The 26,355-nt window shown below is 63.9% G+C and carries 21 protein-coding genes and 1 pseudogene; 14 read left to right on the top strand and 8 right to left on the bottom strand.

Annotated features, from left to right (window positions below):
- Positions 1 to 8 precede the first annotated feature (8 nt).
- Positions 9 to 926 (bottom strand): pseudouridine-5'-phosphate glycosidase, encoded by a 918-nt coding sequence (locus AC1MEM_RS23040; protein ID WP_499474414.1) that lies wholly within the window; start codon positions 924 to 926, stop codon positions 9 to 11.
- A gap of 16 nt (positions 927 to 942) precedes the next feature.
- On the bottom strand, positions 943 to 2,034 hold the full coding sequence (locus AC1MEM_RS23035; protein ID WP_499474413.1) for a carbohydrate kinase family protein: 1,092 nt from the start codon (positions 2,032 to 2,034) through the stop codon (positions 943 to 945).
- A 310-nt stretch (positions 2,035 to 2,344) separates the two neighbouring features.
- Between AC1MEM_RS23035 and xapA the strand changes: the two genes are divergently transcribed.
- The 9 genes from xapA to AC1MEM_RS22990 all read left to right on the top strand — a co-directional run bounded on the left by xapA (position 2,345) and on the right by AC1MEM_RS22990 (position 15,026).
- Positions 2,345 to 3,190, top strand: a complete 846-nt coding sequence (xapA, locus tag AC1MEM_RS23030) for a xanthosine phosphorylase (protein WP_499474412.1) — start codon at positions 2,345 to 2,347, stop codon at positions 3,188 to 3,190.
- Between the two features lie 19 nt (positions 3,191 to 3,209).
- Positions 3,210 to 4,403, top strand: coding sequence for a phosphopentomutase (locus AC1MEM_RS23025; protein WP_499474411.1), 1,194 nt, complete (start codon positions 3,210 to 3,212; stop codon positions 4,401 to 4,403).
- Positions 4,400 to 5,356: a deoxyribose-phosphate aldolase gene (deoC, locus tag AC1MEM_RS23020; RefSeq protein WP_499474410.1), complete on the top strand. Its 957-nt coding sequence runs from the start codon at positions 4,400 to 4,402 to the stop codon at positions 5,354 to 5,356. Before AC1MEM_RS23025 ends, deoC begins: the two co-directional genes overlap by 4 nt.
- Before the next feature lie 18 nt (positions 5,357 to 5,374).
- Entirely contained in the window at positions 5,375 to 7,753 is a 2,379-nt protein-coding gene (locus AC1MEM_RS23015) for an aldehyde dehydrogenase family protein (protein WP_499474409.1), read from the top strand.
- 181 nt (positions 7,754 to 7,934) lie between these two features.
- Positions 7,935 to 9,260, top strand: coding sequence for a thymidine phosphorylase (deoA, locus tag AC1MEM_RS23010; RefSeq protein WP_499474408.1), 1,326 nt, complete (start codon positions 7,935 to 7,937; stop codon positions 9,258 to 9,260).
- Between the two features lie 9 nt (positions 9,261 to 9,269).
- Positions 9,270 to 9,674 carry a cytidine deaminase gene (locus AC1MEM_RS23005; protein WP_499474407.1) on the top strand — a complete coding sequence of 135 codons (405 nt, stop codon included), beginning with the start codon at positions 9,270 to 9,272 and terminating at the stop codon, positions 9,672 to 9,674.
- A gap of 269 nt (positions 9,675 to 9,943) precedes the next feature.
- Entirely contained in the window at positions 9,944 to 12,835 is a 2,892-nt protein-coding gene (locus tag AC1MEM_RS23000; protein WP_499474406.1) for a type VI secretion system Vgr family protein, read from the top strand.
- 11 nt (positions 12,836 to 12,846) lie between these two features.
- The gene (locus tag AC1MEM_RS22995) at positions 12,847 to 14,226 is read left to right on the top strand and encodes a hypothetical protein (RefSeq protein ID WP_499474405.1); all 1,380 of its coding nucleotides are present in this window, start codon (positions 12,847 to 12,849) and stop codon (positions 14,224 to 14,226) included.
- 65 nt (positions 14,227 to 14,291) lie between these two features.
- Complete coding sequence (locus AC1MEM_RS22990) at positions 14,292 to 15,026, top strand: hypothetical protein (protein ID WP_499474404.1); 735 nt, start codon at positions 14,292 to 14,294, stop codon at positions 15,024 to 15,026.
- A gap of 22 nt (positions 15,027 to 15,048) precedes the next feature.
- Here the strand turns inward: AC1MEM_RS22990 and AC1MEM_RS22985 are convergent, their stop codons facing one another.
- From AC1MEM_RS22985 to AC1MEM_RS22960, 6 genes are all read right to left on the bottom strand, one after another.
- Positions 15,049 to 15,435, bottom strand: coding sequence for a VOC family protein (locus AC1MEM_RS22985; RefSeq protein ID WP_499474403.1), 387 nt, complete (start codon positions 15,433 to 15,435; stop codon positions 15,049 to 15,051).
- Positions 15,436 to 15,454: 19 nt separating this feature from the next.
- Entirely contained in the window at positions 15,455 to 15,709 is a 255-nt protein-coding gene (locus AC1MEM_RS22980) for a DUF1272 domain-containing protein (protein ID WP_499474402.1), read from the bottom strand.
- 203 nt (positions 15,710 to 15,912) lie between these two features.
- The gene (locus AC1MEM_RS22975) at positions 15,913 to 16,680 is read right to left on the bottom strand and encodes a LytR/AlgR family response regulator transcription factor (protein WP_499477741.1); all 768 of its coding nucleotides are present in this window, start codon (positions 16,678 to 16,680) and stop codon (positions 15,913 to 15,915) included.
- Between the two features lie 5 nt (positions 16,681 to 16,685).
- Entirely contained in the window at positions 16,686 to 17,576 is an 891-nt protein-coding gene (locus AC1MEM_RS22970; RefSeq protein ID WP_499474401.1) for a sensor histidine kinase, read from the bottom strand.
- A 2-nt stretch (positions 17,577 to 17,578) separates the two neighbouring features.
- Positions 17,579 to 17,830: a hypothetical protein gene (locus AC1MEM_RS22965; RefSeq protein WP_499474400.1), complete on the bottom strand. Its 252-nt coding sequence runs from the start codon at positions 17,828 to 17,830 to the stop codon at positions 17,579 to 17,581.
- Between the two features lie 95 nt (positions 17,831 to 17,925).
- A complete protein-coding gene (locus AC1MEM_RS22960; RefSeq protein WP_499474399.1) occupies positions 17,926 to 18,513 on the bottom strand; it encodes a GNAT family N-acetyltransferase in 588 nt (195 codons plus the stop codon).
- 344 nt (positions 18,514 to 18,857) lie between these two features.
- On the opposite strand from AC1MEM_RS22960, the gene aptA reads away from it, so the two are divergent.
- From aptA to AC1MEM_RS22935, 5 genes and pseudogenes are all read left to right on the top strand, one after another.
- Complete coding sequence (aptA, locus tag AC1MEM_RS22955; RefSeq protein WP_499474398.1) at positions 18,858 to 20,174, top strand: omega-aminotransferase AptA; 1,317 nt, start codon at positions 18,858 to 18,860, stop codon at positions 20,172 to 20,174.
- 12 nt (positions 20,175 to 20,186) lie between these two features.
- Positions 20,187 to 21,701 (top strand): CoA-acylating methylmalonate-semialdehyde dehydrogenase, encoded by a 1,515-nt coding sequence (locus tag AC1MEM_RS22950; RefSeq protein WP_499474397.1) that lies wholly within the window; start codon positions 20,187 to 20,189, stop codon positions 21,699 to 21,701.
- A gap of 345 nt (positions 21,702 to 22,046) precedes the next feature.
- Positions 22,047 to 23,418: pseudogene (locus AC1MEM_RS22945) on the top strand (NAD(P)-dependent oxidoreductase).
- The gene (gene preA, locus AC1MEM_RS22940) at positions 23,406 to 24,725 is read left to right on the top strand and encodes an NAD-dependent dihydropyrimidine dehydrogenase subunit PreA (RefSeq protein ID WP_499474396.1); all 1,320 of its coding nucleotides are present in this window, start codon (positions 23,406 to 23,408) and stop codon (positions 24,723 to 24,725) included. The pseudogene AC1MEM_RS22945 and the gene preA overlap by 13 nt, the downstream one beginning before the upstream one ends.
- A gap of 103 nt (positions 24,726 to 24,828) precedes the next feature.
- On the top strand, positions 24,829 to 26,316 hold the full coding sequence (locus AC1MEM_RS22935) for an NCS1 family nucleobase:cation symporter-1 (protein ID WP_499474395.1): 1,488 nt from the start codon (positions 24,829 to 24,831) through the stop codon (positions 26,314 to 26,316).
- The last annotated feature ends 39 nt before the right edge of the window (positions 26,317 to 26,355 follow it).

Here is a 26,355-nt window from a genome sequence, read left to right as displayed (position 1 = left end):
TGTGCAGCTTATGCGGCGTGTGCGTTCAAAGCGACGGCCAGGCGCGCCCCGACCAGGGCGTTGTGCTCGACCAGGGCGATATTCGTGGCGAGGCTGCGGCCCTCGGTCAGCTCCTTGATGCGCGCCAGCAGGAAGGGCGTGACCTTCTTGCCGGTGACGCCCTGTTCACCCGCTTCTCGTAAAGCCTGTTCCGTGATGCGGTCGATCTCGTCCTTCGGCATCGCGAACTGCTGCGGCACCGGATTGCTGACGACGACGCCCCCTTCCAGGCCCAGCTGCCATTTGGTGCGGATGAACTTCGCCTGCTGCTCGGCGCTGTCGAGCTGGAAGTCCGCATTGAAGCCGGACTCGCGCGTAAAGAAAGCAGGGAATCCGGGCTGGCCGACGCTCACCACCGGCACGCCATGCGTCTCCAGGTATTCGAGCGTGAGGCCGATGTCGAGGATCGATTTCACGCCGGCGCACACCACCGCCACGCTGGTGTTGGCCAGTTCCTGCAAATCCGCCGAGATGTCGAAGCTGGTCTCGGCGCCGCGGTGCACGCCGCCGATGCCGCCGGTGACGAACACTTCGATGCCGGCCAGCTGCGCGCAGATCATGGTTGCGGCGACGGTGGTCGCGCCCAGCAGGCGCTGCGACAGCACATAGGCCAGGTCGCGCCGGCTCACTTTAATCGCATCGGGCGCGGTGCCGAGCTGCTCCAGCTGCTCGTCGGAGAGACCGATGCAGATCTTGCCGTCCATGATGGCAATGGTGGCGGGCACGGCGCCGGCATCGCGGATGATCTGTTCGACCTTGCGTGCGGTCTGCACGTTCTGCGGGTAGGGCATGCCGTGCGAGATGATGGTCGACTCGAGCGCGACGATGGGGCGGCCCGCGTTGCGTGCACTGACGACTTCGGGGGAAAACAGCAGGAAGGAGTGCATGGTGGTTCCAATATTTTTAAATGAGAGCGCCGAAGGTGTCCGGCGCCAGTTGCGGACAAACCGTCTCGCGGCATTCGATGGTGAGCGTGGCGAGCTGCAGGCCACGGCGGCAGGCCAGCGCCAGGTCGGCACCGCCGTCCTGCAGCGACAGCACGAGCGCGGCGGCAAAGGCGTCGCCGGCGCCGGTGACATCGACCACGTTTGCCGGTGGCGCGTCCAGCCGTTCGACGCCGTTTGGCGTGGTGAACAGCACGCCGCGCGGGCCCAGGGTGACGACGACATCCTGCACGCCTTGCGCCTGCAGTTCGCGGCAGGCGGCCGCCAGTTCGTCCTCGCCGTTCAATTCGCGGCCGAGGCGTGCACCGAGCTCGCCGCGGTTCAGGATCAGCAGGCGCACGCCTTCCAGGGACGCCGGCAGCCGGTTCATCTTCGGCTCGGAGACGGCGACGATGACCAGCATCACGCCGTCGCGCGCGGCGTCGAGGCGCAGCGTTTCGACCGCCTCCACGCCCAGGTTCAGGTCCGCCACGATCAGCGAGGCGGTTGCGCGCTGCTGCTGGCGCAGGGCGAGGAAGTCCGGGGTGATGCGGTCGTAGAGCGCCATGTCGGCCAGGGCGACGACCATCTGGCCGTCATGGTCGAGTACCGCGGTGTAGGTGCCGCTGGCCGCGTCGTCGAGTTTCAGGGCGCCGCGCGTGTCGATCCCGACAGCGTCGGCGTGGGCGAGCAGGGCGCTGCCGGACGAGTCCTTGCCGACCGCCGTGATCAGGCCGACCGCTGCGCCCATCCGCGCCAGGTTCTCGGCGATGTTGCGCGCCACCCCGCCGAAGGATTCGACCGCGCTGGCCGGGTTCGAGCTGCCCATCGCCAGCGGGTTCGATGCACGCAGCTTGCGGTCCAGGTTGGCCGCCCCGATGCACAGGATCGGCCGTGCGTCGGGCAGCACATAGGCGCGTCCGAGCAGGCGCCGTTCGCGCACCAGGCTGGCGATATAGCCGGCCACGGCCGAGCGCGACAGCTGCAGCACGGCGGCGAGCTCGGTCTGCGCGATGAAGGGATTGGCGCGGATCAGCTCGTACAACTGCTCTTTTTTCGAAAGGTCGGTCACAGTGAAATAGGGTTAAACAAATGTTTGTCTAGATTAGACAAATGTTTTGGTGACGTCAACCGATATCGCTTGCGCGATCAATCTTGGCGCCCTCCGAATCGATCATTGCGGATTTATTCGATCGTCATATAAATGGGCAAGAGAAATGGTATTTGCTATACATATCCGCGATAATGCATAGTTCTCATAATTTTTCGGCTTCGTTCGCTCGCTCGACGCCGCCGGGCCGTTCCTGCGCCCGCCCGCACGACTGCCTCTCCCATTTCAGCTTATTTTCAGCTTATTTTCGGATCCAACAGAAGGAAACCTCATGTCCAGCAATACCCCATTCGAAGCCGCCGAGATCATCCGCGCCCGCAAACCAGGATTCGAGCCGCGTGTGGCGATGATCCTCGGCTCCGGCCTCGGGGTGCTCGCCGAGCAGATGCTGGACGCGGTCTCGATCAGCTATTCGGAACTGCCGGGCTTCCCGATCAGTACCGTGCATGGCCACGCGGGCGAACTGGTGCTGGGCACCCTGGCCGGCGTGCCGGTGGTCTGCATGAAGGGCCGCGGCCACTTCTACGAAGGCTACGGCGCCAACGTGATGACCTCCGCCGTGCGCACCTTTAAATTGCTCGGCTGCGAGATGCTCTTGGTGACGAATGCCGCCGGCTCGCTGCGCACCGAAGTCGACGCCGGCAGCGTCGTCGTCCTGACCGACCACATCAACTTCCTGCCGGGCAGCCCGATGGCCGGCCCGAACGACGACCGTTTTGGTCCGCGCTTCTTCAGCATGGCCAACGCGTACGACGCCGACCTGCGCGCCCTGGTGAAAGCCACCGCGCTTGAAAAGAACATCACGATCGCCGAAGGCGTCTACCTGGCCGCGCCGGGTCCGAACTTCGAGACCGCCGCCGAAATCCGCGCCTTCCGCACGCTGGGCGCCGACGTCGTCGGCATGTCGGTGGTGCCGGAAGTGATCTCGGCGCGTCACTGCGGCCTGAAAGTGGTCGGCATCTCCGCCATCACCAACCTGGCGGAAGGCTTGAGCCCATTCCCGCTGTCGCACGAGCAGACCCTGAAGTACGCGGCCATCGCGGCGAAGGACCTGGTCACCCTGATCCATTCGTTCACCGAGCGCCTGGGTTCGATCCCACGCGCTGCCGCCGTTTAATTTAACGTCGAGGACTTCCATGTCACGCGCATTCATCCTCCTGCTTGACTCCTTCGGCCTGGGCGCGCTGCCCGACGCCGACAAATACGGCGACACGGGCGCCAACACCTTCGGCCACATCGCCGAGTGGGCCGCGAAAGAGGGCAAGCCGATGTCGCTGCCCAACCTCGAGCGCCTGGGCCTCGCTGCCGCCGCGCACAAGGCGAGCGGCGAATGGGCCGCCGGTTTCGCGCAACGCGACGGCTTCACCGGCGCCTGGGGCGCCGCTCGCGAACAGTCGACCGGCAAGGACACGCAGAGCGGCCACTGGGAGATCGCCGGCGTCCCGGTGCTGTTCGACTGGGGTTATTTTCCGAAGACGGTGCCGTCCTTCCCGAAGGAGCTGACCGACAAGCTGCAAGAGATCACGGGCGTCGCCGGCTGGCTCGGCAACTGCCACGCCTCGGGCACGACGATCATCGACGAACTGGGCGACGAGCATGTCGCTACCGGCAAAGTCATCCTCTACACCTCGGCCGACTCGGTGCTGCAGATCGCCGCGCACGAAGAACACTTCGGCCTGGAGCGCCTGTACGCGGTCTGCGAAGCGGCCTATGAACTGGTCAAGCCCTACAACATCGGCCGCGTGATCGCGCGTCCTTTCCTGGGCGCGAACGGCAAGTACAAGCGCACGTCCAATCGCCACGACTACGCCGTGCCGCCAACCGCGCCGACGCTGCTCGATCACGTTGCCAACGAAGGCGGTGATGTCATCGCCCTCGGTAAAATCAGCGACATCTTCGCGGCGCAGGGCGTGACCCGCCTCGTGAAAGGCGTTGACAACATGGCGCTGTTCGACCGCCTGCTGGAAGTGGCGGACCATGCCCCGTCGAAGTCGCTCTCCTTTGTTAACTTCGTCGACTTCGACATGCACTTCGGCCACCGCCGCGACGTCGCCGGTTATTCGAACGCGTTGCACGAGCTGGACGCGCGCCTGCCGGAATTCATGGCGAAACTGAAGGACGGCGACCTGGTCGTCATCACCGCCGACCATGGCTGCGACCCGACCGCGCCGGGCTCGGACCACACCCGCGAACACATCCCGATGATTTTCTTCGGCCCGAACGTCACGCCGCAGGAACTGCCGATCGCGAGCACCTTCTCCGACATCGGCGCCACGCTGGCCAAACACCTCGGCGTCAAACCTCTCTCCAACGGAACCGCACTGCTATGACCCAGAACCTGGACTTCAAACGTAACACCGCCGTCGGCCTCGACCTCGGCTGGGTGAACAGTATCAAGGTCAACCGCAATGCGGCCGACCGCCGCGCCGCCAGCCTGGCGAACCGCCGCACGGTGAAAAAGGAATACCAGGCCGCCTGGCTGATCCGCGCCGTGCAGTGCATGGACCTGACCACCCTCGGCGGCGACGACACGCCGGGCCGCGTCGAGCGCCTGTGCATGAAGGCGATGCGCCCGCTGCGCGCGGACCTGATGCAGGCCCTCGGCCTCGAGTCGCTGACCACCGGCGCCGTCTGCGTGTACCACGAGATGATCACGCCTGCAGTGAAAATCCTGCAGGGCCGCCTGCCGATCGCCGCCGTGTCGACCGCTTTCCCGGCCGGCCTGTCGAGCCTGGAAACCAAGATCCGCGAAATCGAACTCTCCGTCGCCGCCGGCGCCGCCGAGATCGACATCGTCATCACGCGCCAGCACGTCCTGACCGGTAACTGGCAGGCGCTGTACGACGAGATGGTCGCTTACCGCGCCGCCTGTGGCGAAGCGCACGTGAAGGCGATCCTCGCCACCGGCGACCTGGTCACGCTGGACAACGTGGCGAAAGCGTCGTGGGTCTGCATGATGGCCGGCGCCGACTTCATCAAGACCTCGACCGGCAAGGAAGGCGTGAACGCCACCATCCCGGTGTCGCTGGTGATGACCCGCGCGATCCGCGAATACTACGAGCAGACCGGCTTCCAGGTCGGCTACAAGCCCGCAGGCGGCGTCTCGACTGCAAAGTCCGCGCTCCAATACCTGACCGTCATGAAGGAAGAGCTGGGCAACGACTGGCTGCAGCCGCACCTGTTCCGCATCGGCGCGTCCAGCCTGATGACCGACATCGAGCGCCAGCTCGAGCACTACGTGACCGGCGCCTACTCGGCCGCACATCGCCACGCGCAACCTTAAATACCGAACGGATTCGTCATGCCAACAATTAAAGAGATTCTGCAAACCATGGATTACGGCCCCGCACCCGAGAGCAGCAAAGAAGCGCAAGCGTGGCTGGACCAGCACGGACGCCGTTTTGGACTGTTCATCGACAATGCGTGGAGCGAGGGTAGCGAGACCTTCGCCTCGAACAACCCGGCCGATGGTTCGGAACTGGCGCAAGTCACCCAGGCGACCAGCGACGACGTGAACCGCGCCGTCGAAGCCGCGCGCCGCGCGCAGCCGGGCTGGGTCGCGCTGGGTGGCCACGGCCGCGCCAAGGTCATGTATTCGATCGCACGCCTGCTGCAAAAGCACTCGCGCCTGTTCGCGGTGCTCGAAACGCTCGACAACGGCAAGACCATCCGCGAAACGCGCGATGCCGATTTGCCGCTGGCCGCACGCCACTTCTATCACCACGCAGGCTGGGCGCAGCTGCAGTCGGAAGAATTCGCCGACTACCGCGCCGTCGGCGTCGTCGGCCAGATCGTTCCCTGGAACTTCCCGGTCCTGATGCTGGCATGGAAAATCGCACCGGCGCTCGCCGCCGGCAACACCATCGTGTTCAAGCCGGCCGAATACACCTCGCTGACCGCACTGCTGTTCGCCGAGATCTGCCAGCAGGCCGGCGTGCCTGCCGGCGTCGTCAACATCGTCACCGGCGATGGCCGCGTGGGCGAAGCCATCGTGAACCATCCCGGCATCGACAAGCTGGCCTTTACCGGTTCCACGGAAGTGGGCCGCATCATCCGCAAGGCCACCGCTGGCAGCGGCAAGAAGCTGTCGCTGGAGTTGGGCGGCAAATCCCCGTTCATCGTCTTCGACGACGCGGACCTGGACGCCGCCGTCGAAGGCCTGGTCGATTCGATCTGGTTCAATCAGGGGCAAGTCTGCTGCGCAGGTTCGCGCCTGCTGGTACAGGAATCGGTCTACGACCGCTTCATCGCCAAGGTCAAGGTGCGCATGCAGAACCTGCGCGTCGGCTCGCCGCTCGATAAATCGAACGACATCGGCGCACTGGTCGATCCGGTGCAGCAGCAGCGCATCCACGGCCTGGTGGAAGCCGCCCGTGCGGAAGGCTGCGAAATCTGGCAGCCAAGCTGCGAAGCACCTGTCGCCGGTTCGTGGTACCTGCCGACCCTGATCACCGGCGCCTCGACTTCGGCCGCTGTCGCCCAGACCGAGATCTTCGGACCGGTGCTGGTCGCGATGAGCTTCCGCACCCCGGGCGAAGCGGTGCAACTGGCAAACAACACCGTCTATGGTCTGGCCGCCTGCGTGTGGTCGGAATCGATCTCGCTGGCGCTGGACGTCGCGCCGCAGATCAAGGCCGGCGTCGTGTGGATCAACACGGCGAACCAGTTCGACGCAGCCTGCGGCTTCGGCGGCTACAAGGAATCGGGTTTTGGCCGCGAGGGCGGCAAGGAGGGCATGTACGAGTACCTGACGCCGCTGTCGGAAGATGCACGCCCAAGCGCACCTCTCAAGCCTGAACAAGCCAAGCTCAAGTCGTCCGACGCGGGCAGCCCGTTCGCAGTGGACCGCACCGCCAAGCTCTACATCGGCGGCAAGCAGGCCCGCCCTGACGGCGCCTACAGCCGCGCGATCAATGGCGCCAACGGCGCCTTCCTGGCCGACGTCGGCGAAGGTAACCGCAAGGACATCCGCAACGCCGTCGAAGCCGCCCATAAAGCTGCCGGCTGGTCGAAGGCCACCGCGCACAACCGCGCGCAGGTCCTGTACTACATCGCCGAGAACCTGGCGATCCGTGCCGAGGAATTCGCAGCCCGCCTGGCTGCCATGACCGGCGTGCGCGACCCGCAGCGCGAAGTCGCTGCTTCGATCGAACGCCTGTTCTACTGGGCCGCGTGGTGCGACAAGTACGACGGCGCAGCCCACCAGCCGCCGATGCACGGCATCACCGTCGCATTGAACGAGCCGGTCGGCGTGATCGGCGTGATCTGCCCGAACGAGAACCCGCTGCTGGGCTTCATCTCGCTGGTCGCGCCTGCGCTGGCACTCGGCAACCGCGTCGTCGCGGTGCCGTCGGAAGCCTATCCGCTCTCAAGCACGGACCTGTACCAGGTGCTCGATACCTCTGACCTGCCGGGCGGCGCACTGAACATCGTCACCGGTTCGGCCGACGAGCTGGCACGCACGCTGGCCACCCACGGCGATGTCGATGCCGTGTGGCGCCACGACGGCTCCGCCGAGGGCTGCGCCGAAGTCGAGCGCCTGTCGTCCGAGACGCTCAAGCGCACCTGGGTCGGCGGCGGCAAGGGCCGCGACTGGTTCGATGCGAAGCAGGCCTGCGGCCGTGTCGTGCTGCAGCACGCGAGCCAGGTCAAGAACGTCTGGATTCCGTACGGCGTCTGATTGGTTTTGTAGGGTGGGCACTTGTGCCCACGCGGTGATACGAACCGGCTCCGATTTCGCGATCGGGCCGGCATCCGTTAACGATCACCGCGTGGACACGGGGCGCCCACCCTACGTCGTTTTCCGGCGCAATCGATATGGTCGCGTCCAACACTGATTAACATCGAGAGGCGATTACGCCATGTTCCTCCCCCAAGAAATCATCCGCAAAAAACGCGACGGCGGCATCCTTACAAAGGAAGAAATCCAGTTCTTCGTCCGCGGCATCCCCGACAACACCGTCACCGAAGGCCAGATCGCAGCCCTCGCCATGGCCGTCTACTTCAACGACATGACGATGGACGAACGCGTCGCCTTCACCCTGGCGATGCGCGACTCCGGCCAGGTGCTGGAATGGAAATCGATGAACCTCCCAGGCCCGGTGGTCGACAAGCACTCGACCGGCGGCGTCGGCGACGTCGTCTCGCTGATGCTCGGACCGATGATCGCCGCCTGCGGCGGTTTCGTGCCGATGATCTCGGGCCGCGGCCTGGGCCACACCGGCGGCACGCTGGATAAATTCGATTCGATCCCCGGCTACAGCACCGTTCCTGACCCGGAACTGTTCCGCAAGGTCGTCAAGGAAGTCGGCGTCGCCATCATCGGCCAGACTGCGCAACTGGCGCCGGCGGATAAACGCTTCTACAGCATCCGCGACACCACGGCGACCGTCGAATCGGTGGCGATGATCACCGGTTCGATCCTCTCGAAGAAGCTCTCCGCCGGCCTCGACGCGCTGGTGATGGACGTGAAAGTCGGCAGCGGCGCCTTCATGCCAAGCTACGAAAAATCGGTCGAACTGGCCGAGAGCATCGTCAGCGTCGGCAACGGCGCCGGCACCCGCACCTCGGCCATCCTGACCGGCATGGACGAATCGCTCTGCCACGCCGCCGGCAATGCGGTCGAGGTGCGCGTCGCCATCGATTACCTGACCGGCAAGGCGCGCCCGGCACGCCTGCACGAAGTGACGATGGCGCTGTGCGCCGAGATGCTGGTCATCTCGGGCCTGGCGTCGAACGACGAGCAGGCGCGCGCCAGGCTGGTAGCGGCCCTCGATTCGGGCGAAGCCGCCGAGCGCTTCGCGCGCATGGTCGCCGCCCTCGGCGGCCCGGCCGACCTGATGGACAAGCCGGACGCCTATCTGGAGACCGCACCGGTCATCGTGCCGGTACCGGCAACCCAGGCTGGCTACGTCAATGCCGTCGACACCCGCGGCCTCGGCCTGGCTGTCGTCGCCCTGGGCGGCGGCCGTGTGCGTCCGCAAGACGCGATCGACTTCGCCGTCGGCCTCACCGGCCTCGTCGAACTGGGCGACCAGATCGCCGTCGGCCAGCCGCTGGCGATGGTCCACGCGCGCACCCAGGAAGCTGCCGGGCAGGCCGCACGCCAGGTGCAGGCTGCCTACCAGATCGGTCTTGAGAAAGCCGCCGCCGCGCCGATGATCCACCGCACCATTCGCCCAGAATAAGCAAACGCCATGAAATACGAAAAACTGATCGACGAAGCCCGCGCCGCGCGCGAACTGGCCTACACGCCGTATTCGAAATTCCAGGTCGGCGCCGCCCTGGAATGCAAGGACGGCCGCGTCTTCCGCGGCTGTAACGTCGAAAACGCGTCCTACGGCCTGTGCAACTGCGCCGAACGCACGGCCTTCTTCAGCGCCATCGCCCACGGCTACAAGCCGGGCGACTTCACGGCGCTGGCCGTGATCGGCCAGACCGATGGCCCGATCGCTCCCTGCGGCGCCTGCCGCCAGGTCATCCTCGAACTGGGCGGCAACGCGCTGCCGGTCGTGCTGACCAACCTGAAGGGCGATATCCTCGAGACGACCGCGGCCGCCCAACTGCCGAACGCGTTTGGCGGCTGGGACCTGAACAAGTAATCATCGGCCTTGCCGATGTGAGAGAACGCTGCGCGGATGACCGTCGCAGCGTTTTTTTTCGTGTCGCCATCGGATCATTCCGAACACTTCTTTCCGACTTCTCTCACACGGGTGTCGCGCCAACAGCGCATTCCATGCCGGGCGGCAAACGGCCTGATCTTCCTCAACAGTAAAAACGGCAACTCGACGTGTAATCGTCGGGTTCACTTGCGCGTGCGCATGCTGTTAGCGCCGCAGCCCGGAGTTTGCCGCATTCATGGGAGAGATCAATGCCGGACCAATCCGACGCCGCATGCCTGCTCGCGTCGTTCAACCGTTTTACGCAGGACACGCGCCTGCTCAGGCTGACCACGCCGCTCGGACAGGACCTGCTGGCCGAATGCGTGCGCGGCGAAGAGGCCATCAGCGGTGGATTTTCCTTCAGGGTCGACGCCTTGTCGACGGACGCGCACCTGTCCCTCAAAAGCCTGCTGGGACAGCCGGCATTGCTACAACTACTGACGGCGACCAGCGGCCAGCCGCGTTCCTTTCACGGTCATGTCACGGCCGCGGAGATCAGCGGCGCCAACGGCGGCTTTGCCCGTTATGTCCTCACGATCGAACCCTGGACGCGCTTCCTGGCGCTCGGGCGCGACAGCCGCGTCTTCCAGGACATGACGGTCATCGAGATCCTCGACCGCGTCTTCAAGACCTGGTCAGGACGCGGCAGGCTGGCGCCCGACTGGCGCTTCGCGCTGGCCGACAGCCGGGTCTACCCGAAGCGCAGCCTGACGACGCAGTACCAGGAAAGCGACCTGGCCTTCGCCGAGCGCCTGATGCACGAGGAGGGCCTGTTCCACTTTTTCGAGCACAGCGGCGATCCGCGCAGTCCTGCGCTGGGTGCCCACACGCTCGTCATCGCCGACCACAACGGCGCGTTCCAGCCCAACGCGCAGGCATCGGTCGCGTTCACCCGGCCGGGCGCCGTCATGCGGGCCGACAGCATCGACCGCTGGCGCATCGAATCGCGCCTTGTCACGGATGCGATCGAGATGGGCAGCTGGGATTACCGCACCGTGCGCCAGCGCCGGGTCGATGCCGCCGGTGTCGGCGGCGAGGTTTCGCTGGCGAGCCGCGACGCGCCCGGCGTCTACGCCTGGCCCGACCGCGAGCAGGGCCAGCGCATCGCCCTCAACCAGATCCAGGCGCTGGAGGCGACGCGCCAGGTGCACGTCGCGGCCGGCACCGTGCGCAGCTTCGCGCCCGGCACGACTTTTACACTGCATGGCCACGCGCTGTTCGACGCGGCCGACCACGAGGACGACCGCAGCTTCCTCATCACGCGGGCTGTGCACCTGATGCACAACAACCTGGGCGCGGACGTACTGGGTTCCGTGAACAAGCTGCTGGGGAACGGGACGGTCACGACGGCGGCCGCCGATGAATTCAGCTTGTCCGCGGACGCGCGTCCGATCTACCGCAACCGGATCGATGCGCTGCCTGCGCGCGTTCCGTATCGCAGCAGCGGCACCGACGCCCACGGCCGCCTGCTGCATCCGCGCCCGACCGTGCGCGGCCAGCAGACGGCGATCGTCGTCGGCCCGCCCGGCGCGACGATTCACACGGACCGCGATCACCGCATCAAGGTGCAATTCCACTGGCAGCGCGGCGACGCCAGCCACAGCCGGCTGGTCCACCCTTATCCGGACGGGCATACCGGCGCGCCGGGCGACGACAGGGCGGGCACCTGGGTGCGCGTCGCGACGCCGCTCGCCGGTGCGAACTGGGGCGCCTTCATGGTGCCGCGCGTCGGCCAGGAAGTACTGGTCGATTTTCTGGAAGGCGACATCGACCGTCCCGTCGTCATCGGCAGCCTGTACAACGGACGCGGCCAGCGGGACGCGCAGCACAACGAGATGGCGCACGGCGCGGCCGGCATCACCGGCAACGCACCCACGTGGTTTCCGGGGGAGGGCGGCGTGCACGCGCACCCGGCGGTGCTGTCGGGCTTCAAGTCGCAGGCGATGCAGGCCAGCCAGGAGGGCGGCGGTGCCTACAGCCAGCTGGTGTTCGACGACAGCCCGGGCCAGTCGCGCCTGGCCTTGCAGCGGCATACCAAGCCGCACGATGGCGCGGCCGAGCTGAACCTCGGCCAGTTGCGCCATCAGAGCGATAACGCGCGTTTGCAGCCGGCGGGTTTTGGGGCTGAACTCAAGACTGCTCACAGCGCGGCCGTGCGTGCAGGGCAGGGCTTGCTGTTGTCGTCGGACGCGAAGAGTGGTGGCAACCAGCTCGATTCGCGCGAGGCAGCTGCGCAGATCGACGCGAGCCGCGAATTGCAGGTCGCGCTGGCGACGCAGGCGCAGAAGCACAATGCGCGGCTGAAGGATGAGCCGGAGCCGGCCAGGCTTGCTGCAGTCGAGCAGAAGGGGCACAGCACGGAAGTTATCGAGGCCGTCGATGGCGACGCCAATGGCAAGGCGACCGCGTACGCGGAGCCGCAGCTGCAATTGTCGAGCCCTGCGGGCATCGTCGCCGCCACGCCGGCCGATGCAGTGCTTGCGGCGGGCACGACCGCCAGCATCGGTGCGGGCCAGGATATCAATCTCGTCTCCCAGGCCAACGCGGCCATCGCTGTCGTGGGCGGCATCAGCCTGTTCACCTACGGCAAGGCGAACAACAAGGCGAAGCCGAACCAGGAGGTCGGCCTCAAGCTGCATGCGGCCAGCGGCAAGGTCAGCAGCCAGAGCCAGTCGGGAACGACGTCGCTTGTCGCGGACAAGACGGTGACGGTGGCCAGCGTCACCAAAACCGTGGCGATCTCGGCGCCGAAAAAACATGTACTGCTGACGGCGCAGGGGGCGTACATCAAGCTCGAGGGCGGGAATATCGAGGTGCATGCGCCGGGGAAGGTGGACTTCAAGGCGAGCGCGAAGGAGTTGGCGGGGCCCGTCAGCGCGCCGAGTGCCGAAATTGCGTCGAAGATTTCGGAACTCAACATGAAGCGTGATCTTGAAATTGAATACGTCGATGCGCACGGAAACGTGCTCACCGATGAGCCTATCGACATCTCGTTTTCTGGCGGAGATAACAAGACGGTAACGCTCGATGGCAGCGGGAAGGCAACGCTGAAGAATGTACCCCTCGGGCCTTTTCGCTCGAAGCAACCCAAACGAAGGTAAAAGGAGGATTGATGGCTGCGACGAACGTGAACTGGAACGCTACCCCGACACAGCAGAAACTTTGCATCGATCTTCCTGGGGAGGCCGTGAGCTGCTGGCGCTCAAGCGACAATATTCAGGTAGTACTGCGAAAGCACCGTGATGTCATCTTTGAGCTGAAACTTGGGAAGGGCCGAAAGAATACGGTCGAGTCCAATGGATCAGATTTTTACAATGCGAACGAAAAGAAGCTGGTTGCTGGAAGAGGAACGGGACATGTGTCCTTTAACGATGAGGATCGCCTGCATTTGTGGTTGGCGCGTGATTTTAAAGGCGAGCTCATTTTGAAGTCTGAAGGAAAAATAATGTTGAAAATGGAGCCGATGAAGCTCGACGCTCAACAGTACGATGACGAACCTAAAACCAAACCTGCGCCGATTATCGTAGCTTTGGGCACGTCGTCTCAGCAGCCTGATGCGCAGTTGCATAAGAAAAGTCAAAAGTTGAAATCGCTTGAGACTATGCCGGAACATCCAAGTGCCCATTCAGCCGCGGCTTCGGTCGACGACGACTGTGCACTTGTATGTGTTGTGGAGGGGGATATAAAAGGTATGCCGCCGGCTATATGGGAAGTACTCAAGAACGGAGGAGGGAATTCTGGTTTGGCTGATCTGGATCCTAATAACATTGCAACCAGAAACTGGCTATTGGCACAGTTGGCTGGCGCTGGCGCTTACGTCGGCGATAATTGGGATTGGTTGAAAGCAAGTCTCGACAACAAAACGCATGCGGGATTCAAATTGGTAAAGGCGAAGATTCATTACGTACGAGGGAAAGCGCGGTTTTTCTTCTCCGGATATGGCAAACAAAATGCAGTGTTTGGTCCGGGCGGGTTTGGTCCGGGAAATGAACGTATAATGAGTATCTTCGGAGGCACAGGCAAAGCAAGCAGCGTGCTCACTGCCGCAGCTAAGGGAATAGCAGGATCTTTTAAAAACTGCGCGCTGGTCAGCTTTATTTTTGGCAGCGCCGCGGCTTTGGCGGAATGGAAGGCTGACGCTTCTAAGGACGGTTACGACTTGACCGCGTCTTTAATAACCAACTCCATAAAATCGATCGTCGTCGCTGTGCTAACGGTGACTGTTGTGGCATGCATAGTATTTCTAGTTATGTTTGCCTTGGAAGTGAGTTTGTCTGTTGTCGCCATAGGCGCAATAACGATAACGGCTGGAGCTATTATTGGCTACGGCGTCGATGCTGTAGATAAAAAATTAGGAAGAATGGTAGTGGGAGAGTCGCATCAGGATGGGCTTTCAGCCGTGCTAGCTGAACACATGAGGAGGAGTCTTGAATCTAATTGGTACTATTTGAAGAAGAAGTTCGCGTTGGACTACGAAGGAGGCGTATTTTGAGAGATCTCGACGCTATTAATCCAACGATATTGCGACCCTCCAAGTTCGCTAGTATTAGTGTTGGCATGCTCTTTTTGTTCGTGCTGATCAGTGTTCCGCTAGCGTATGGCGCGGCTCCAAGCATACCGCTTGCAGAAAACGCATTGGTGCTATTGATGGGTGGAGTTTTGGGACTATCGTCGATATTAGCCTTTCTCTCCGTGGTTTTTCGATGGGGTTGGAAGGCAAAATACTATGGAGTTTTCTCGTTAGCTGTCGCAGGTATTTCTTTTATGGGTATTGTGCCGTGCCTGGCGGCGCTGCTCTATGGTGGGGCGCCCTATTGGGTCAGGGTAGGAATTATTTTGTTCTATATAATTAGTCATTTTTTCTGGTGCCGGAAATTCTTCGTTCTTTATAGAAATGTTTTTAACGATACATCGTTGCGAAGTGTTGTTTTCGAGGAGGAAGAAGACGCCGTTTATTACATGAGGAGGGGAGATAACTTTCTCCTCGAAAAGCATTTCAAATTTTCGCAGACGCCTCGGGATCGAGACTTTTTACTATATATGGCTCTCGCACTCCTGATGATTCCAATCATGGATATTGCGCGTACATTTCTAGGGCTGCCATTTGTGCATATTTTTCTGATCGTTGCAATGCTTCCGGTTAGCTGGATGAGTATTGGTCTTGCGTTTCGCGTGTATTTAATTTTTTATTTCTATCCGGCGCGGATAAAAAAGGCCACAGGGAAGGATGTCTATGTTGACTTGGCAAGTAAGCATCGACCGTTGAGCAAACAACGTGCACAGAACGCTTAGTGGCCTTCGATGGCTCGGCCTCTCAACCCGCCCCGGCATCCATCTGCATCATCCCAAATATATTCCCATCCGGATCCTTCACGTAAGCCAGCCACCCAACCCCGGCAATCGCCATCTTCGGCACGCATATCACCGCACCGCCACCGAAGGCCTTCGCGAGCGACGCATCCAGATCAGTGACATCCACCGTAATCACAAACGCATTCGGCGACGCCATCGGCCCCGGCGCTGGCCCCGGCCGCGGCAACAGCCCACCATTGATGCCCGGCTGGCTGTCCGGCCCCGTATTGATCATCCAGTACTCGCCAGCCGGGAACTTGCTGAACGACCAGCCAAACAAATTCGAATAGAAGTCGATGAGCGACTGCGGATTCGTTGCGTGGATTTCGAAATGCACTGCGCGTGACATGACGGCTCCTCTCGACGGTTCAGCTGGCCTTGGTTTCGATAGCGCGCCGCTTGACTGGCGTACGCTCGGCGCGTGCCGGGAATTTCAGGAGGGCGTCGGCAGGACGCACCGGGCGCCGCACCAGTTCGCCCCCGCAACTGGGGCAGACGAGGGCGAGTTCGCCCTCGGCGCAGTCGCGGCAGTAAGTACATTCGAAGCTGCAAATAAACGCATCGCGCGAATCGGGCACGATGTCGCGGTCACAGCATTGGCAGTTGGGGCGGAGTGCGAGCATGGTTCCCTTGAGGGTGAACAATAAGCAGAATGATGCGTGCCAAGCGGGTCAGCCACCCGCGCGAAGCGGATCGCCAGTCCCGATACGCCAGACGTGCCCTCGAGGTCCGTGCACGCAGGCAAGGGACAACAGTTGAAGGTCGCGCCGACATCGCATTCTCCAGAAGCAAAAATAACCGGCCGTATGCCGGTCAGCATAAAAAATCACATCTGCTGAAACAGATGCGAGTGATTCCGGCTCACTTCCAGCTCCTGCGGATAATTGCGCACCCTCAGCATTTGCCGCCCGCGCAGGTCGCGCGACACTTCGGCGATCGCATCCACCCGAACCAGGGTCGAGCGGTGGATGCGCCAGAATTCGTCGGGGTCGAGCTCGTCCGCAAGTTCTTTGAGCGTCTTGCGGATGAGAAGTTCAGCCGTGGCCGTCTGCACCCGCGTATATTTTTCGTCGGACTGGAAAAACAGGATTTCGCGCGTGCTCACCATGCGCAGGCTGCCGCCCACTTGCGCCTGGATCCAGCGCAGGTAGGGGCGCTTGGGCGGCGTGCCCTGCTGCAGCAGGCTGCCGAGCTGGGCCAGTTGGGCGCCGATGTCCTGGGGCGCTTGCTGCAAGCGCTTGCGCAGGCGCTCGCAGGTGGTGGCGAGGCGTTCGGCGGTGACGGGTTTCAGCAGGTAGTCGATCGCTCCGTGCTCGAAGGCGTCGACGGCGTACTGGTCATAGGCGGTGGCGAAGACGATATGGCAGCGGTTGTACAGCTGGCGCGCTGCCTCGATGCCGCCCATGCCGGGCATGCGGATGTCGAGGAAGGCGATCTGCGGCTGGTAGCGCGCGGCCATCTCGACGGCTTCGATGCCGTTCGAGGCGAGGGCGACGACCTCAAGTTCGGGCCAGGCTTCCGCCAGGCGCGCACGCAACTGCTCGCGCATCGGGGCTTCGTCGTCGGCGATCAGGGCGGTGACGGCGCCGGTCATACTGCTCATGCTCCCTCCATCATCTTGTACGGAATGCGCACCGAGGCGCAGGCGCCGCCGCCTGGGGGCGCTTCGATCACCAGCTCGGCCTGGGTGCCGTAGAGCAGCTGCAGGCGTTCGCGGATGTTGGCGAGACCGACGCCGTCGTCGGCGTGCAGGTCGATGCCGATGCCGTCGTCGCAGACGTCGACGACCAGGGTGGCGACGTCGACCCGGGCACGTACCGTGATGGTGCCGCCTGCGATCTTCGGTTCCAGGCCGTGCTTGATCGCGTTTTCGATCAGGGTTTGCAGCATCATCGGCGGGAAGGGTGCGCTGCCGAGGAAGTCAGGCACCTCGAAGCGCACCGCGAGCCGTTCCTTCATCCTTGCCTGCATGATGGCAAGATAGGCACGCGACAGCTCGAGCTGCTTGCCGAGCGTCGCGCCGCCGGAGGAGCGCATCTGCGGCAGGCTCGAACGCAGGTAGGAAATCAGGTGGGCGTGGACCTTGGCCGCTTCGACGGGATCGGTCTCGATCAGGCGGCCGATCAGGGCCAGGGTGTTGAACAGGAAGTGGGGCTCGACCTGAGCCTGCAGGGCCGCCATTTGCGCTTCGGTCAGGCGCCGCTCCAGTGTGGCGACCTCGGCCTTCAAGGTTGCGTCTTTCGCCACCAGTTCGGCGCGGCGCTTGCCGCCGGCCGCCACCTTGATGCCGAACGACACCAAGATGTACCAGGCCGCCGGTTCCGGCATGTTCACCATGCCGAAGAACACGAGCGCGAGCAGCCAGGTGACGGCCAGCTGGCGCCATGCGACGACGGCCAGCCAGTCGAAAAATGCCCAACCGAGCTTGCTCGCTTCCCTGCCAGCGTCGCGCAAGAAATCGAGTGCCTGGTTGATCTGGCTGGCTTGCATGTTCAATCCTCGATTGGGGTGGTCTTGTCGCCATTGATCGCCAGCACCGCGTACTTGATGGCGAGGAAGATCGCGAACAGCATCAGGGCGGTCGGGATGACGGCGATCGCGCAGGCGGTCAGTACCGCGGCCAGCAGCAGGGCCGGCCAGGGCAGGGCGGAGAAGGTGCGCAGGCCGCCACGAAAGAAACGCACGCAGCCCGCGGCGGCATCTTCGAGTTCGGCGGCGAAGGATCGGAAAGTGGTCGTTTTCATGTCTGTGCTCCTCGTGGTGGGGTGTCGATGGAAGCACTGTATCCCGGGCAGCAAATGCCGGCGAGGGTACTGCGACGAAGCGCGCATTTCATGGGCTAACCGGCAGCGGCAACCGACGAACGGGACGGCGCGCGCGCATCCCAATAGCGCTTGAGCAGGCCATAGAAGGCGGTATCGGCCTTTTCGCCATGGACAATCCAGCGTTCCGGCATGCTGCCCTCGAGGCGAAACGCCAGTTTTTCCAGCACCCGGCTCGACGCGATGTTCTGCGGATCGACGTCGGCCTCGATCCGGTTCATGCCGAGCGCGCCGAATGCGTGCGCGATCACCGGTTCCAGTGCTTCACTGGCATAGCCCCGGCCCCAGTGGCGGCTGCCGAGCACATAGCCGGTTTCGCAGCGCCGGTTGTCGCGGCTGAAGGCGAACAGGCTGGCGACACCGACCAGTTCGTTTGTCGCCGTGACCACGATACCATAGCGCAGGCCGCTGCCGTCGGCATAGTCGCGCATGGCGGCGGCGAGCATCTCGTCGGCCTGGGCCATGTCGGTCCAGGCGCTGCGCGACCAATAGCGCACCACTTCCGGGTCGGAGAAGATGGCAAACAGGGCGGTGCCGTCGCCCTCAAGCAGCGGGCGCAAGGTCAAACGCTCGGTCGTCAGGATGGGCGGCATCGGTTCGGGCATGGCGGTCTCCAGTCAGCATTGCGCGCTTACCCGCGATGGCTGAGTTTGCGTTATATCAAACGCGTTGACATTCTCACACTGGCTGTCGGCCCGGTGATTTAGCATGATTGTTTACCGCCGCTGACTTCGCATATACGCAAATTGATATGACGGCATCACGGCGCGCGTTTATATTACCGGATCGGCAGGTTCTTTTGCATTTTTGCAACGACCTCGGGCCAGACCGGCCAGCGTAAAAGTTCCGCGGCTTTACATTCGCCGCGCGGACGCGCACGATTGCCTCATCGTTTTGCCATTCAGACCAAGAAATATCAACAATTGGCTGCAAACAAGGGAGAGCCTGCATGAACGAGTCCAGACCCGAATCGATGTCCGCCTTCTGGATGCCTTTCACCAATAACCGCGACTTCAAGGCCAATCCGCGCCTGCTGGTCTCGGCCGAAGGCATGTACTACAAGGACGTGGACGGCAACCAGATCCTCGACGGCACCGCCGGCCTGTGGTGCGTGCCTTGCGGCCACGCCCAGCCGAAGATCGTGAGTGCGGTGCGCGAGATGATCGGCCAGCTCGATTTCGCCCCCACCTTCCAGATGGGCCATCCTGCCGCCTTCGACCTGGCCGAGCAGCTGATGGACTACACCGGCCACAAGTTCGGCCACGTTTTCTATACCAACTCCGGTTCCGAGGCGGTCGATACCGCCCTGAAAATCGCGCTGGCCTATCACAAGGCGCGCGGCGAAGGCGGGCGCACCCGCCTGATCGGGCGCGAGCGCGGCTACCACGGCGTCGGCTTCGGCGGCCTGTCCGTGGGCGGCATCGGCTCCAACCGCAAGAGTTTCGGCCCGCTGCTGCCCGGCGTCGACCACCTGCCGCACACGCACAACCTGCTGAAAAACGCGTTCTCGCGCGGCGAGCCGGATTTCGGCGCCGAGCTGGCGGACGAACTCGAGCGCCTGGTCGCGCTGCACGACGCTTCCACCATTGCCGCCGTCATCATCGAGCCGGTCTCCGGCTCCACCGGCGTGCTGGTGCCGCCGAAAGGCTATCTGAAACGCCTGCGCGAGATCTGCACCAGGCACGGCATCCTGCTCATTTTCGACGAAGTCATCACCGGCTTCGGCCGCCTCACCACGCCGTTCGCGGCCGACTATTTCGAGGTCGAGCCGGACCTGATGACGACCGCGAAAGGGCTGACCAACGGCGTGATCCCGATGGGCGCGGTGTTCAGCAAAAAGTTCATCCACGACGCCTTCATGGAAGCGCCCGCGGGCATCGAACTGTTCCACGGCTATACCTATTCCGGCCACCCCGTCGCCTGCGCCGCCGCGCTGGCCACGCTCGAGGTGTTCAGGGACCAGCAGGTGCTGGCGCATGCGAAGGGTATCCAGTCCTATTGGGAAGACGCGGTGCATGCATTAAAAGGCTTGCCGCACGTGATCGACCTGCGCACCATCGGCCTGATCGCCGGCATCGAGCTCGAACCGATTCCGGGCAAGCCGGGCGCGCGCGCCTACCAGGCATTCAAGAAGGCGTTTGCCGACGGCATCCTGATCCGCACCACGGGCGACATCATTGCGCTGTCGCCGCCCCTCATCCTCGAGAAACAGCACATCGACGAATTGTTCGGCAAGCTGGCCACCGTTTTGAAGAACCTGGACTAGAAGAGACAACACATGAATCAACCCGAACTCAGTTCCCCCGTCATCGGTCACTTCATCGGCGGCCACGTCGTCGACACCGCGGGCGAGCGCTATGCCGACGTGTTCAACCCGGCCCTGGGCGAGCCCTGCGCCCGCGTGACGCTGGCCAGCGTCGACGAAGTCAACGCCGCCGTCTTCGCCGCGCAAGCCGCGTTTCCGGCCTGGGCCGCCACGCCGCCGCTGGCGCGCGCGCGCGTCCTCTTCAAATACCTGCAGCTGTGCCAGCAGCACACCGACGAATTCGCGGCCATGATCACGCGCGAACACGGCAAGACCTTCAGCGACGCGCAGGGCGAAGTCGCGCGCGGCATCGAAGTCGTCGAATTCGCCTGCGGCATCCCGCAACTGCTGAAAGGCGAATTCACGGACCAGATCGCGCGCGGCATCGACGCCTGGGCGATGCGCCAGCCGCTGGGCGTGGTAGCCGGCATCACGCCGTTCAATTTTCCGGTGATGGTGCCGATGTGGATGTTCCCGGTGGCGATCGCCTGCGGTAACACGTTCGTATTAAAACCGTCGGAGCGCGATCCGTCGCCCTCGCTGCTGCATGCGCGGCTGTTGAAGGAGGCGGGTTTGCCGGACGGCGTCTTCAACGTGGTGCAGGGAGATAAAGTCGCCGTCGATGCGCTGCTGGATAACCGCGACGTGCAGGCGATCAGCTTTGTCGGCTCGACCCCGATCGCCGAATACATCTATGCGCGCGGCAGTGCCAACGGCAAGCGCGTGCAGGCCCTGGGCGGCGCCAAGAACCACATGGTCGTCATGCCCGACGCCGACATGACCATGGCGGTCGACGCCCTGATCGGCGCCGCCTACGGTTCGGCGGGCGAGCGCTGCATGGCGATCTCGGTCGTCGTGGCCATCGGCGACGCTGGCGACAAGCTGGTGGCCACGCTGGCCGAGCGCACGAAGAACTTGAAGATCGGCGAGGGCATGAGCGCTGGTGCCGAAATGGGACCGGTCGTGACGCAGGCGGCGCGCCAGCGCATCGAACGCCTGATCGGCGAAGGCGTGGAGCAGGGCGCGACGCTCGTCGTCGATGGCCGCGGCCACAAGGTCGACGGTTTTGAAAACGGCTTCTTCGTCGGCGGCACCCTGTTCGACCACGTGACGCCCGAGATGAGCATCTACCAGGAAGAGATTTTCGGGCCGGTGCTGTGCGTGGTGCGACTGCCGGACATCGGCAGCGCGGTCGAGCTGATCAACGCCAACGAATACGGCAACGGCGTCGCCGTGTTCACCCGCGATGGCGGCGTGGCCCGCGAATTCGTGCGCCAGATCCAGGTCGGCATGGTGGGCGTCAACGTCCCGCTGCCGGTGCCGATGGCCTTCAACAGCTTCGGCGGCTGGAAGCGCAGCATGTTTGGCGACCATCACGCCTACGGCCCCGAAGGCGTGCGTTTCTATACGCGCCACAAGGCCGTGATGCAGCGCTGGCCGAATACGGCGAGCTCCGGCGTCGAGTTCGCGTTCCCGCAGATGAAATAACCCGGCACGCGTACATGACCGGAGGGTGGGCGCCCCGTGCCCACGCGGACGTGTGCGTCGTGTTGGCGGTATCCGGCGATGGCGATTACCTCAAGCAGAGGGACGTAGGGTGGGCCTCGGCGGCCCCGCGGTCCCCCGCCCACGCGGTGATAGTTATAACAAGATCAGCCACACGACAAATCGAAGGGTAGGTATCACCGCGTGGGGCGTAGCGGGGAATTCGGGCAGCATGCTGCTCGCCCGCGAAGCGCCCTGACCGACAGGGAAGGGCACAAGCGCCCACGCTACAAAAGCAAGGTACGAAGCAGTCGAACACCAGCACTCCAACAAACACCAGGGATGCACATGATCGAGACTCTCCAGCACCTGCCACCGGCAGCCGATTCGCACGGCGCGCTCGCGGCCCAGTTCACCGACCTGGCGCCGCCGCTCACAGCACGCCAGGCCGCCATCGAGGCAGCCCGCTGCCTCTACTGCTACGACGCCCCCTGCATGCGTGCCTGTCCCACCGGCATCGACGTCGCCAGCTTCATCCGCAACATCCACGACCAGAACATCAACGGCGCCGCCCCTCGGCATCCTCAAGCAAAACATCTTCGGCGGCAGTTGCGCCCGCGTCTGCCCGACCGAAATCCTGTGCGAGGACGCCTGCGTGCGCAACCACTACGCCGAGCGCGAGCCCGTCAAAATCGGCCTGCTGCAACGCCATGCCGTCGACAACGCGCGCTTCGCCGGTCACCCGTTCGCGCGCGCGCCCTCCACCGGCAAGACGATTGCCGTGGTCGGCGCCGGGCCGGCAGGCCTGTCCTGCGCCCACCGCCTTGCCATGCTGGGCCACGATGTCGTGGTGTTCGAGAGCAAACCAAAGGCCGGCGGCCTGAACGAATACGGCATCGCCAAATACAAACTGCCCGGCGACTTCGCGCAGCAGGAAGTCGATTTCCTGCTCTCCATCGGCGGCATCGACATCCAGTACGGCCAGTCGCTGGGCGACAACCTGCAACTGCACGACCTGCACGCGCGCTTCGACGCCGTCTTCCTCGGCCTCGGCCTGGGGGCCAGCCGCCGCCTCGGCCTGACGGGCGAAGACGCCCCGGGCCTGCTCGCCGCCACCGATTACATCGCCGCGCTGCGCCAGGCGGGCGACCTGTCGACCCTCCCGGTGCCGCGCCGCGCGATCGTCATCGGCGCCGGGAACACCGCGATCGACATGGCGGTGCAGCTGAAGCGACTCGGCGCCGACGAGGTGACCCTGGTCTACCGCCGCGGTTTCGACGCCATGAGCGCGACCGGCCACGAGATCGAGATCGCCAAGACCAATTTCGTGCGGATTAAAACCTGGGCGTCGCCGCTGGAAGTGCTGTTCGACGAGGCCGGCCGCGTGAACGGCATGCGGTTCGAGGAAACCCGCATGGACGCAGGACGCCTGGCGCGCACCGGCGCCTTTATCGAGATCGCGGCCGATGCCGTGTTCAAGGCGATCGGCCAGGCGATGGCGCCGCCGCCTGAACTCGACACCCTGGCCCAGGGCCTGTGGCGCGACGGCGAACGCATCGTGGTCGACGGCGCGTTGCGCACCAAAGTACCCGGCATCTACGCCGGCGGCGACTGCGTCGCGCTGGGGCAGGACCTGACGGTGCAAGCGGTCCAGCATGGCAAGCTGGCCGCGCTGGCGATCCACAACGACATTGCAGCGGAGGCAGCATGGCCGACCTGAGCATCGATTTTTGCGGCATCAAATCGCCCAATCCCTTCTGGCTGGCGTCGGCGCCGCCGACCGACAAGGCGTATAACGTCGTGCGTGCCTTCGAGGCCGGTTGGGGCGGCGTGGTCTGGAAGACACTGGGCGAAGACCCGCCGGCCGTGAACGTCTCCTCGCGCTACTCCGCCCACTACGGCAAGAACCGCGAAGTCATCGGTTTCAATAACATCGAGCTGATCACCGACCGCAGCCTGGACATCAACCTGCGCGAGATCACGGCCGTGAAAAAAGCCTGGCCGGACCGCGCGATGATCGTCTCGCTGATGCTGCCTTGCGAGGAAGCGCCGTGGGCCGCGATCCTGCCGCTGGTGGAAGCGACCGGCGCCGACGGCATCGAACTGAATTTCGGCTGCCCGCACGGCATGCCGGAACGCGGCATGGGCGCGGCGGTGGGGCAGGTGCCCGACTACGTGCAGATGGTCACCGCCTGGTGCAAGAAGCACACGCGGCTGCCGGTCATCGTCAAACTGACGCCGAACATCACCGACGTGCGCGCCCCGGCACGCGCGGCGCTGGCCGGCGGGGCGGATGCCGTCTCGCTGATCAACACGATCAATTCGATCACCCATCTCGACCTCGACCGCATGATCGCCTTCCCGGCGGTCGGCAACGCCAGCACCCACGGCGGCTATTGCGGTTCGGCCGTGAAACCGATCGCCCTGAACATGGTGGCCGAGATCGCGCGCGACCCGGCGACGAGCGGCTTGCCGATTTCCGGCATCGGCGGCATCGGCAACTGGAGAGATGCGGCCGAATTCATCGCGCTCGGTGCCGGCTCGGTGCAGGTGTGCACGGCGGCGATGCTGCATGGCTTCCGGATCGTCGAGGAGATGAAGGATGGCCTGTCGCGCTGGATGGACACCCAAGGCTACGCCAACATCGCCGCCTTCTCGCGCAAAGCCGTGCCGAACACCACCGACTGGAAATACCTGGACATGAATTACCAGGTGATTGCCCACATCGACCAGGACAAATGCATCGGCTGCGGCAAGTGTTTCGTCGCCTGCGAAGACACCTCGCACCAGGCGATTGCGCAGCTGCTCACGGAAACGGGCGCGCGCCGCTACGAGGTGATTCGCGACGAATGCGTCGGCTGCAACCTGTGCGAAATCACCTGTCCGGTCGAGGCCTGCATCGCGATGCTGCCGCAGGAGACCGGCAAGCCCTACATGAACTGGACCCAGGATGCGCGCAACCCGCGTGCGGAAATCCAGCCCGCGCCCAGCGTGGCGGGAGCGGCGGCAGTCATCGAACCTGCCTGAGTTCATACGACGGGCGCGGGGGGCTTTTCCCCTCGCGCCCGTACTGACGTTTGCGCTACACTGGGTCGCACGCAAGAATCAACCCAATTGGAAAGGCAATATTGTGACGCAACACCCTGTCAGCGCCGAACTCTGGAATCACGACCTCGCGCCCACCAGCGCCGCGCAGCGCACCTGGCGCTGGTATCACTTTGCGGCGCTCTGGGTCGGGATGGTGATCAGCATTCCCGCCTACATGCTCGCGTCGAGCCTGATCGAAAGCGGCATGTCGGCCTGGCAGGCAGTGGTCACGGTGTTCCTCGCGAACGTGATCGTGCTGCTGCCGATGCTCCTGATCGGCCATGCCGGCACCAAATACGGCATTCCCTACGCGGTGCTGGCGCGCGCTTCGTTCGGTACGCGCGGCGCGCGCCTGCCGGCGCTCATGCGCGCGATCGTCGCCTGCGGCTGGTACGGCATCCAGACCTGGTTCGGCGGCAGCATGATCTACACCTTGCTGGGCGTGCTGCTCGGCGGCCCCGTGGGCGGCGCCAGTCTCCCTGGTCTCGGCATCAACGCCGGCCAGCTGGCCTGCTTCCTCGCCTTCTGGGCCATCCAGATGTACTTCGTCGTGCATGGCATGGAATCGATCCGCAAGTTAGAGACCTATACGGCGCCCCTGAAGATCGCGATCTGCTTCGTGCTGCTCGGCTGGGTCTACAACAAGATAGGCGGCTTCGGGCCGCTGCTCGACCAGCCGTCAAAATTCGTCGAGGGCGGACCGAAAGCCGGCATGTTCTGGAGCGTCTTCTGGCCGTCGCTGACGGCCATGATCGGCTACTGGGCCACGCTGGCGCTGAACATCCCCGACTTCACCCGTTTCGCCAAATCCCAGCGCGACCAGGTCGTCGGCCAGTCGCTCGGCCTGCCGCTGCCGATGGCGCTGCTGGCGGCGCTGGCGGTGACCGTCACCTCGGCCACGATTGTCTTGTACGGCAAGGCGCTGTGGGACCCGGTCGATGTCGCCAGCCGCATGACGGGGGTGGCGGTGCTGGTCGCCCTGTTGATCCTGCTGATCGATACCGCCAGCGTCAACCTGGCCGCCAACCTGGTCGGCCCGGCCTACGATTTTTCCGCACTGTCGCCGCAGAAGATCTCGTACCGCGTCGGCGGCTACATCACGGCCGGGATCGCGCTGGCGATGATGCCGTGGAAAATCCTCGAGTCGTCGCAGAACTACATCTTCATCTGGCTGACCGGCTATTCGGCCCTGCTCGGACCGATCGCCGGCATCATGATCATCGACTATTACTTCATCCGCAAGACGGAGCTCGACGTCGACCAGCTGTACCGCGATAAAGGCGTGTACACCTATCGCGGCGGCTGGAACATCGCCGCGATCGTTGCCTTTGCCGCCGGCGTGCTGCCGAACCTGCCGGGCTTCCTGAACGCCGCCTTGCCGGCCTCGTTCCCGCACGTGGGCGAGGCCTTCAAGGCGATCTATACCTACGCCTGGTTCGTCGGCGTCGTCATTGCCGCCGTCGTGTACGGCCTCATGATGAAGGGCCGCACGGCCCAGGCAGTGCGCATGGCGGCCGACGCTTCCACCTGAGCCTTCGACCTGATCCCCACCACCTGACAAAGGAGTGTC

The organism is Telluria sp. AIW5, from assembly GCF_056680575.1.
This window is presented reverse-complemented; position numbering and strand designations above follow the sequence as displayed.

What these genes read in the sequence shown, in the direction of transcription:
- AC1MEM_RS23040 (WP_499474414.1), bottom strand. Translation starts at nt 926, where the DNA reads ATGCACTCCTTCCTGCTGTTTTCCCCCGAAGTCGTCAGTGCACGCAAC.
- xapA (WP_499474412.1), top strand. Translation starts at nt 2,345, where the DNA reads ATGTCCAGCAATACCCCATTCGAAGCCGCCGAGATCATCCGCGCCCGC.
- AC1MEM_RS23025 (WP_499474411.1), top strand. Translation starts at nt 3,210, where the DNA reads ATGTCACGCGCATTCATCCTCCTGCTTGACTCCTTCGGCCTGGGCGCG.
- deoC (WP_499474410.1), top strand. Translation starts at nt 4,400, where the DNA reads ATGACCCAGAACCTGGACTTCAAACGTAACACCGCCGTCGGCCTCGAC.
- AC1MEM_RS23015 (WP_499474409.1), top strand. Translation starts at nt 5,375, where the DNA reads ATGCCAACAATTAAAGAGATTCTGCAAACCATGGATTACGGCCCCGCA.
- deoA (WP_499474408.1), top strand. Translation starts at nt 7,935, where the DNA reads ATGTTCCTCCCCCAAGAAATCATCCGCAAAAAACGCGACGGCGGCATC.
- AC1MEM_RS23005 (WP_499474407.1), top strand. Translation starts at nt 9,270, where the DNA reads ATGAAATACGAAAAACTGATCGACGAAGCCCGCGCCGCGCGCGAACTG.
- AC1MEM_RS23000 (WP_499474406.1), top strand. Translation starts at nt 9,944, where the DNA reads ATGCCGGACCAATCCGACGCCGCATGCCTGCTCGCGTCGTTCAACCGT.
- AC1MEM_RS22995 (WP_499474405.1), top strand. Translation starts at nt 12,847, where the DNA reads ATGGCTGCGACGAACGTGAACTGGAACGCTACCCCGACACAGCAGAAA.
- AC1MEM_RS22990 (WP_499474404.1), top strand. Translation starts at nt 14,292, where the DNA reads ATGCTCTTTTTGTTCGTGCTGATCAGTGTTCCGCTAGCGTATGGCGCG.
- AC1MEM_RS22985 (WP_499474403.1), bottom strand. Translation starts at nt 15,435, where the DNA reads ATGTCACGCGCAGTGCATTTCGAAATCCACGCAACGAATCCGCAGTCG.
- AC1MEM_RS22980 (WP_499474402.1), bottom strand. Translation starts at nt 15,709, where the DNA reads ATGCTCGCACTCCGCCCCAACTGCCAATGCTGTGACCGCGACATCGTG.
- AC1MEM_RS22975 (WP_499477741.1), bottom strand. Translation starts at nt 16,680, where the DNA reads ATGACCGGCGCCGTCACCGCCCTGATCGCCGACGACGAAGCCCCGATG.
- AC1MEM_RS22970 (WP_499474401.1), bottom strand. Translation starts at nt 17,576, where the DNA reads ATGCAAGCCAGCCAGATCAACCAGGCACTCGATTTCTTGCGCGACGCT.
- AC1MEM_RS22965 (WP_499474400.1), bottom strand. Translation starts at nt 17,830, where the DNA reads ATGAAAACGACCACTTTCCGATCCTTCGCCGCCGAACTCGAAGATGCC.
- AC1MEM_RS22960 (WP_499474399.1), bottom strand. Translation starts at nt 18,513, where the DNA reads ATGCCCGAACCGATGCCGCCCATCCTGACGACCGAGCGTTTGACCTTG.
- aptA (WP_499474398.1), top strand. Translation starts at nt 18,858, where the DNA reads ATGAACGAGTCCAGACCCGAATCGATGTCCGCCTTCTGGATGCCTTTC.
- AC1MEM_RS22950 (WP_499474397.1), top strand. Translation starts at nt 20,187, where the DNA reads ATGAATCAACCCGAACTCAGTTCCCCCGTCATCGGTCACTTCATCGGC.
- preA (WP_499474396.1), top strand. Translation starts at nt 23,406, where the DNA reads ATGGCCGACCTGAGCATCGATTTTTGCGGCATCAAATCGCCCAATCCC.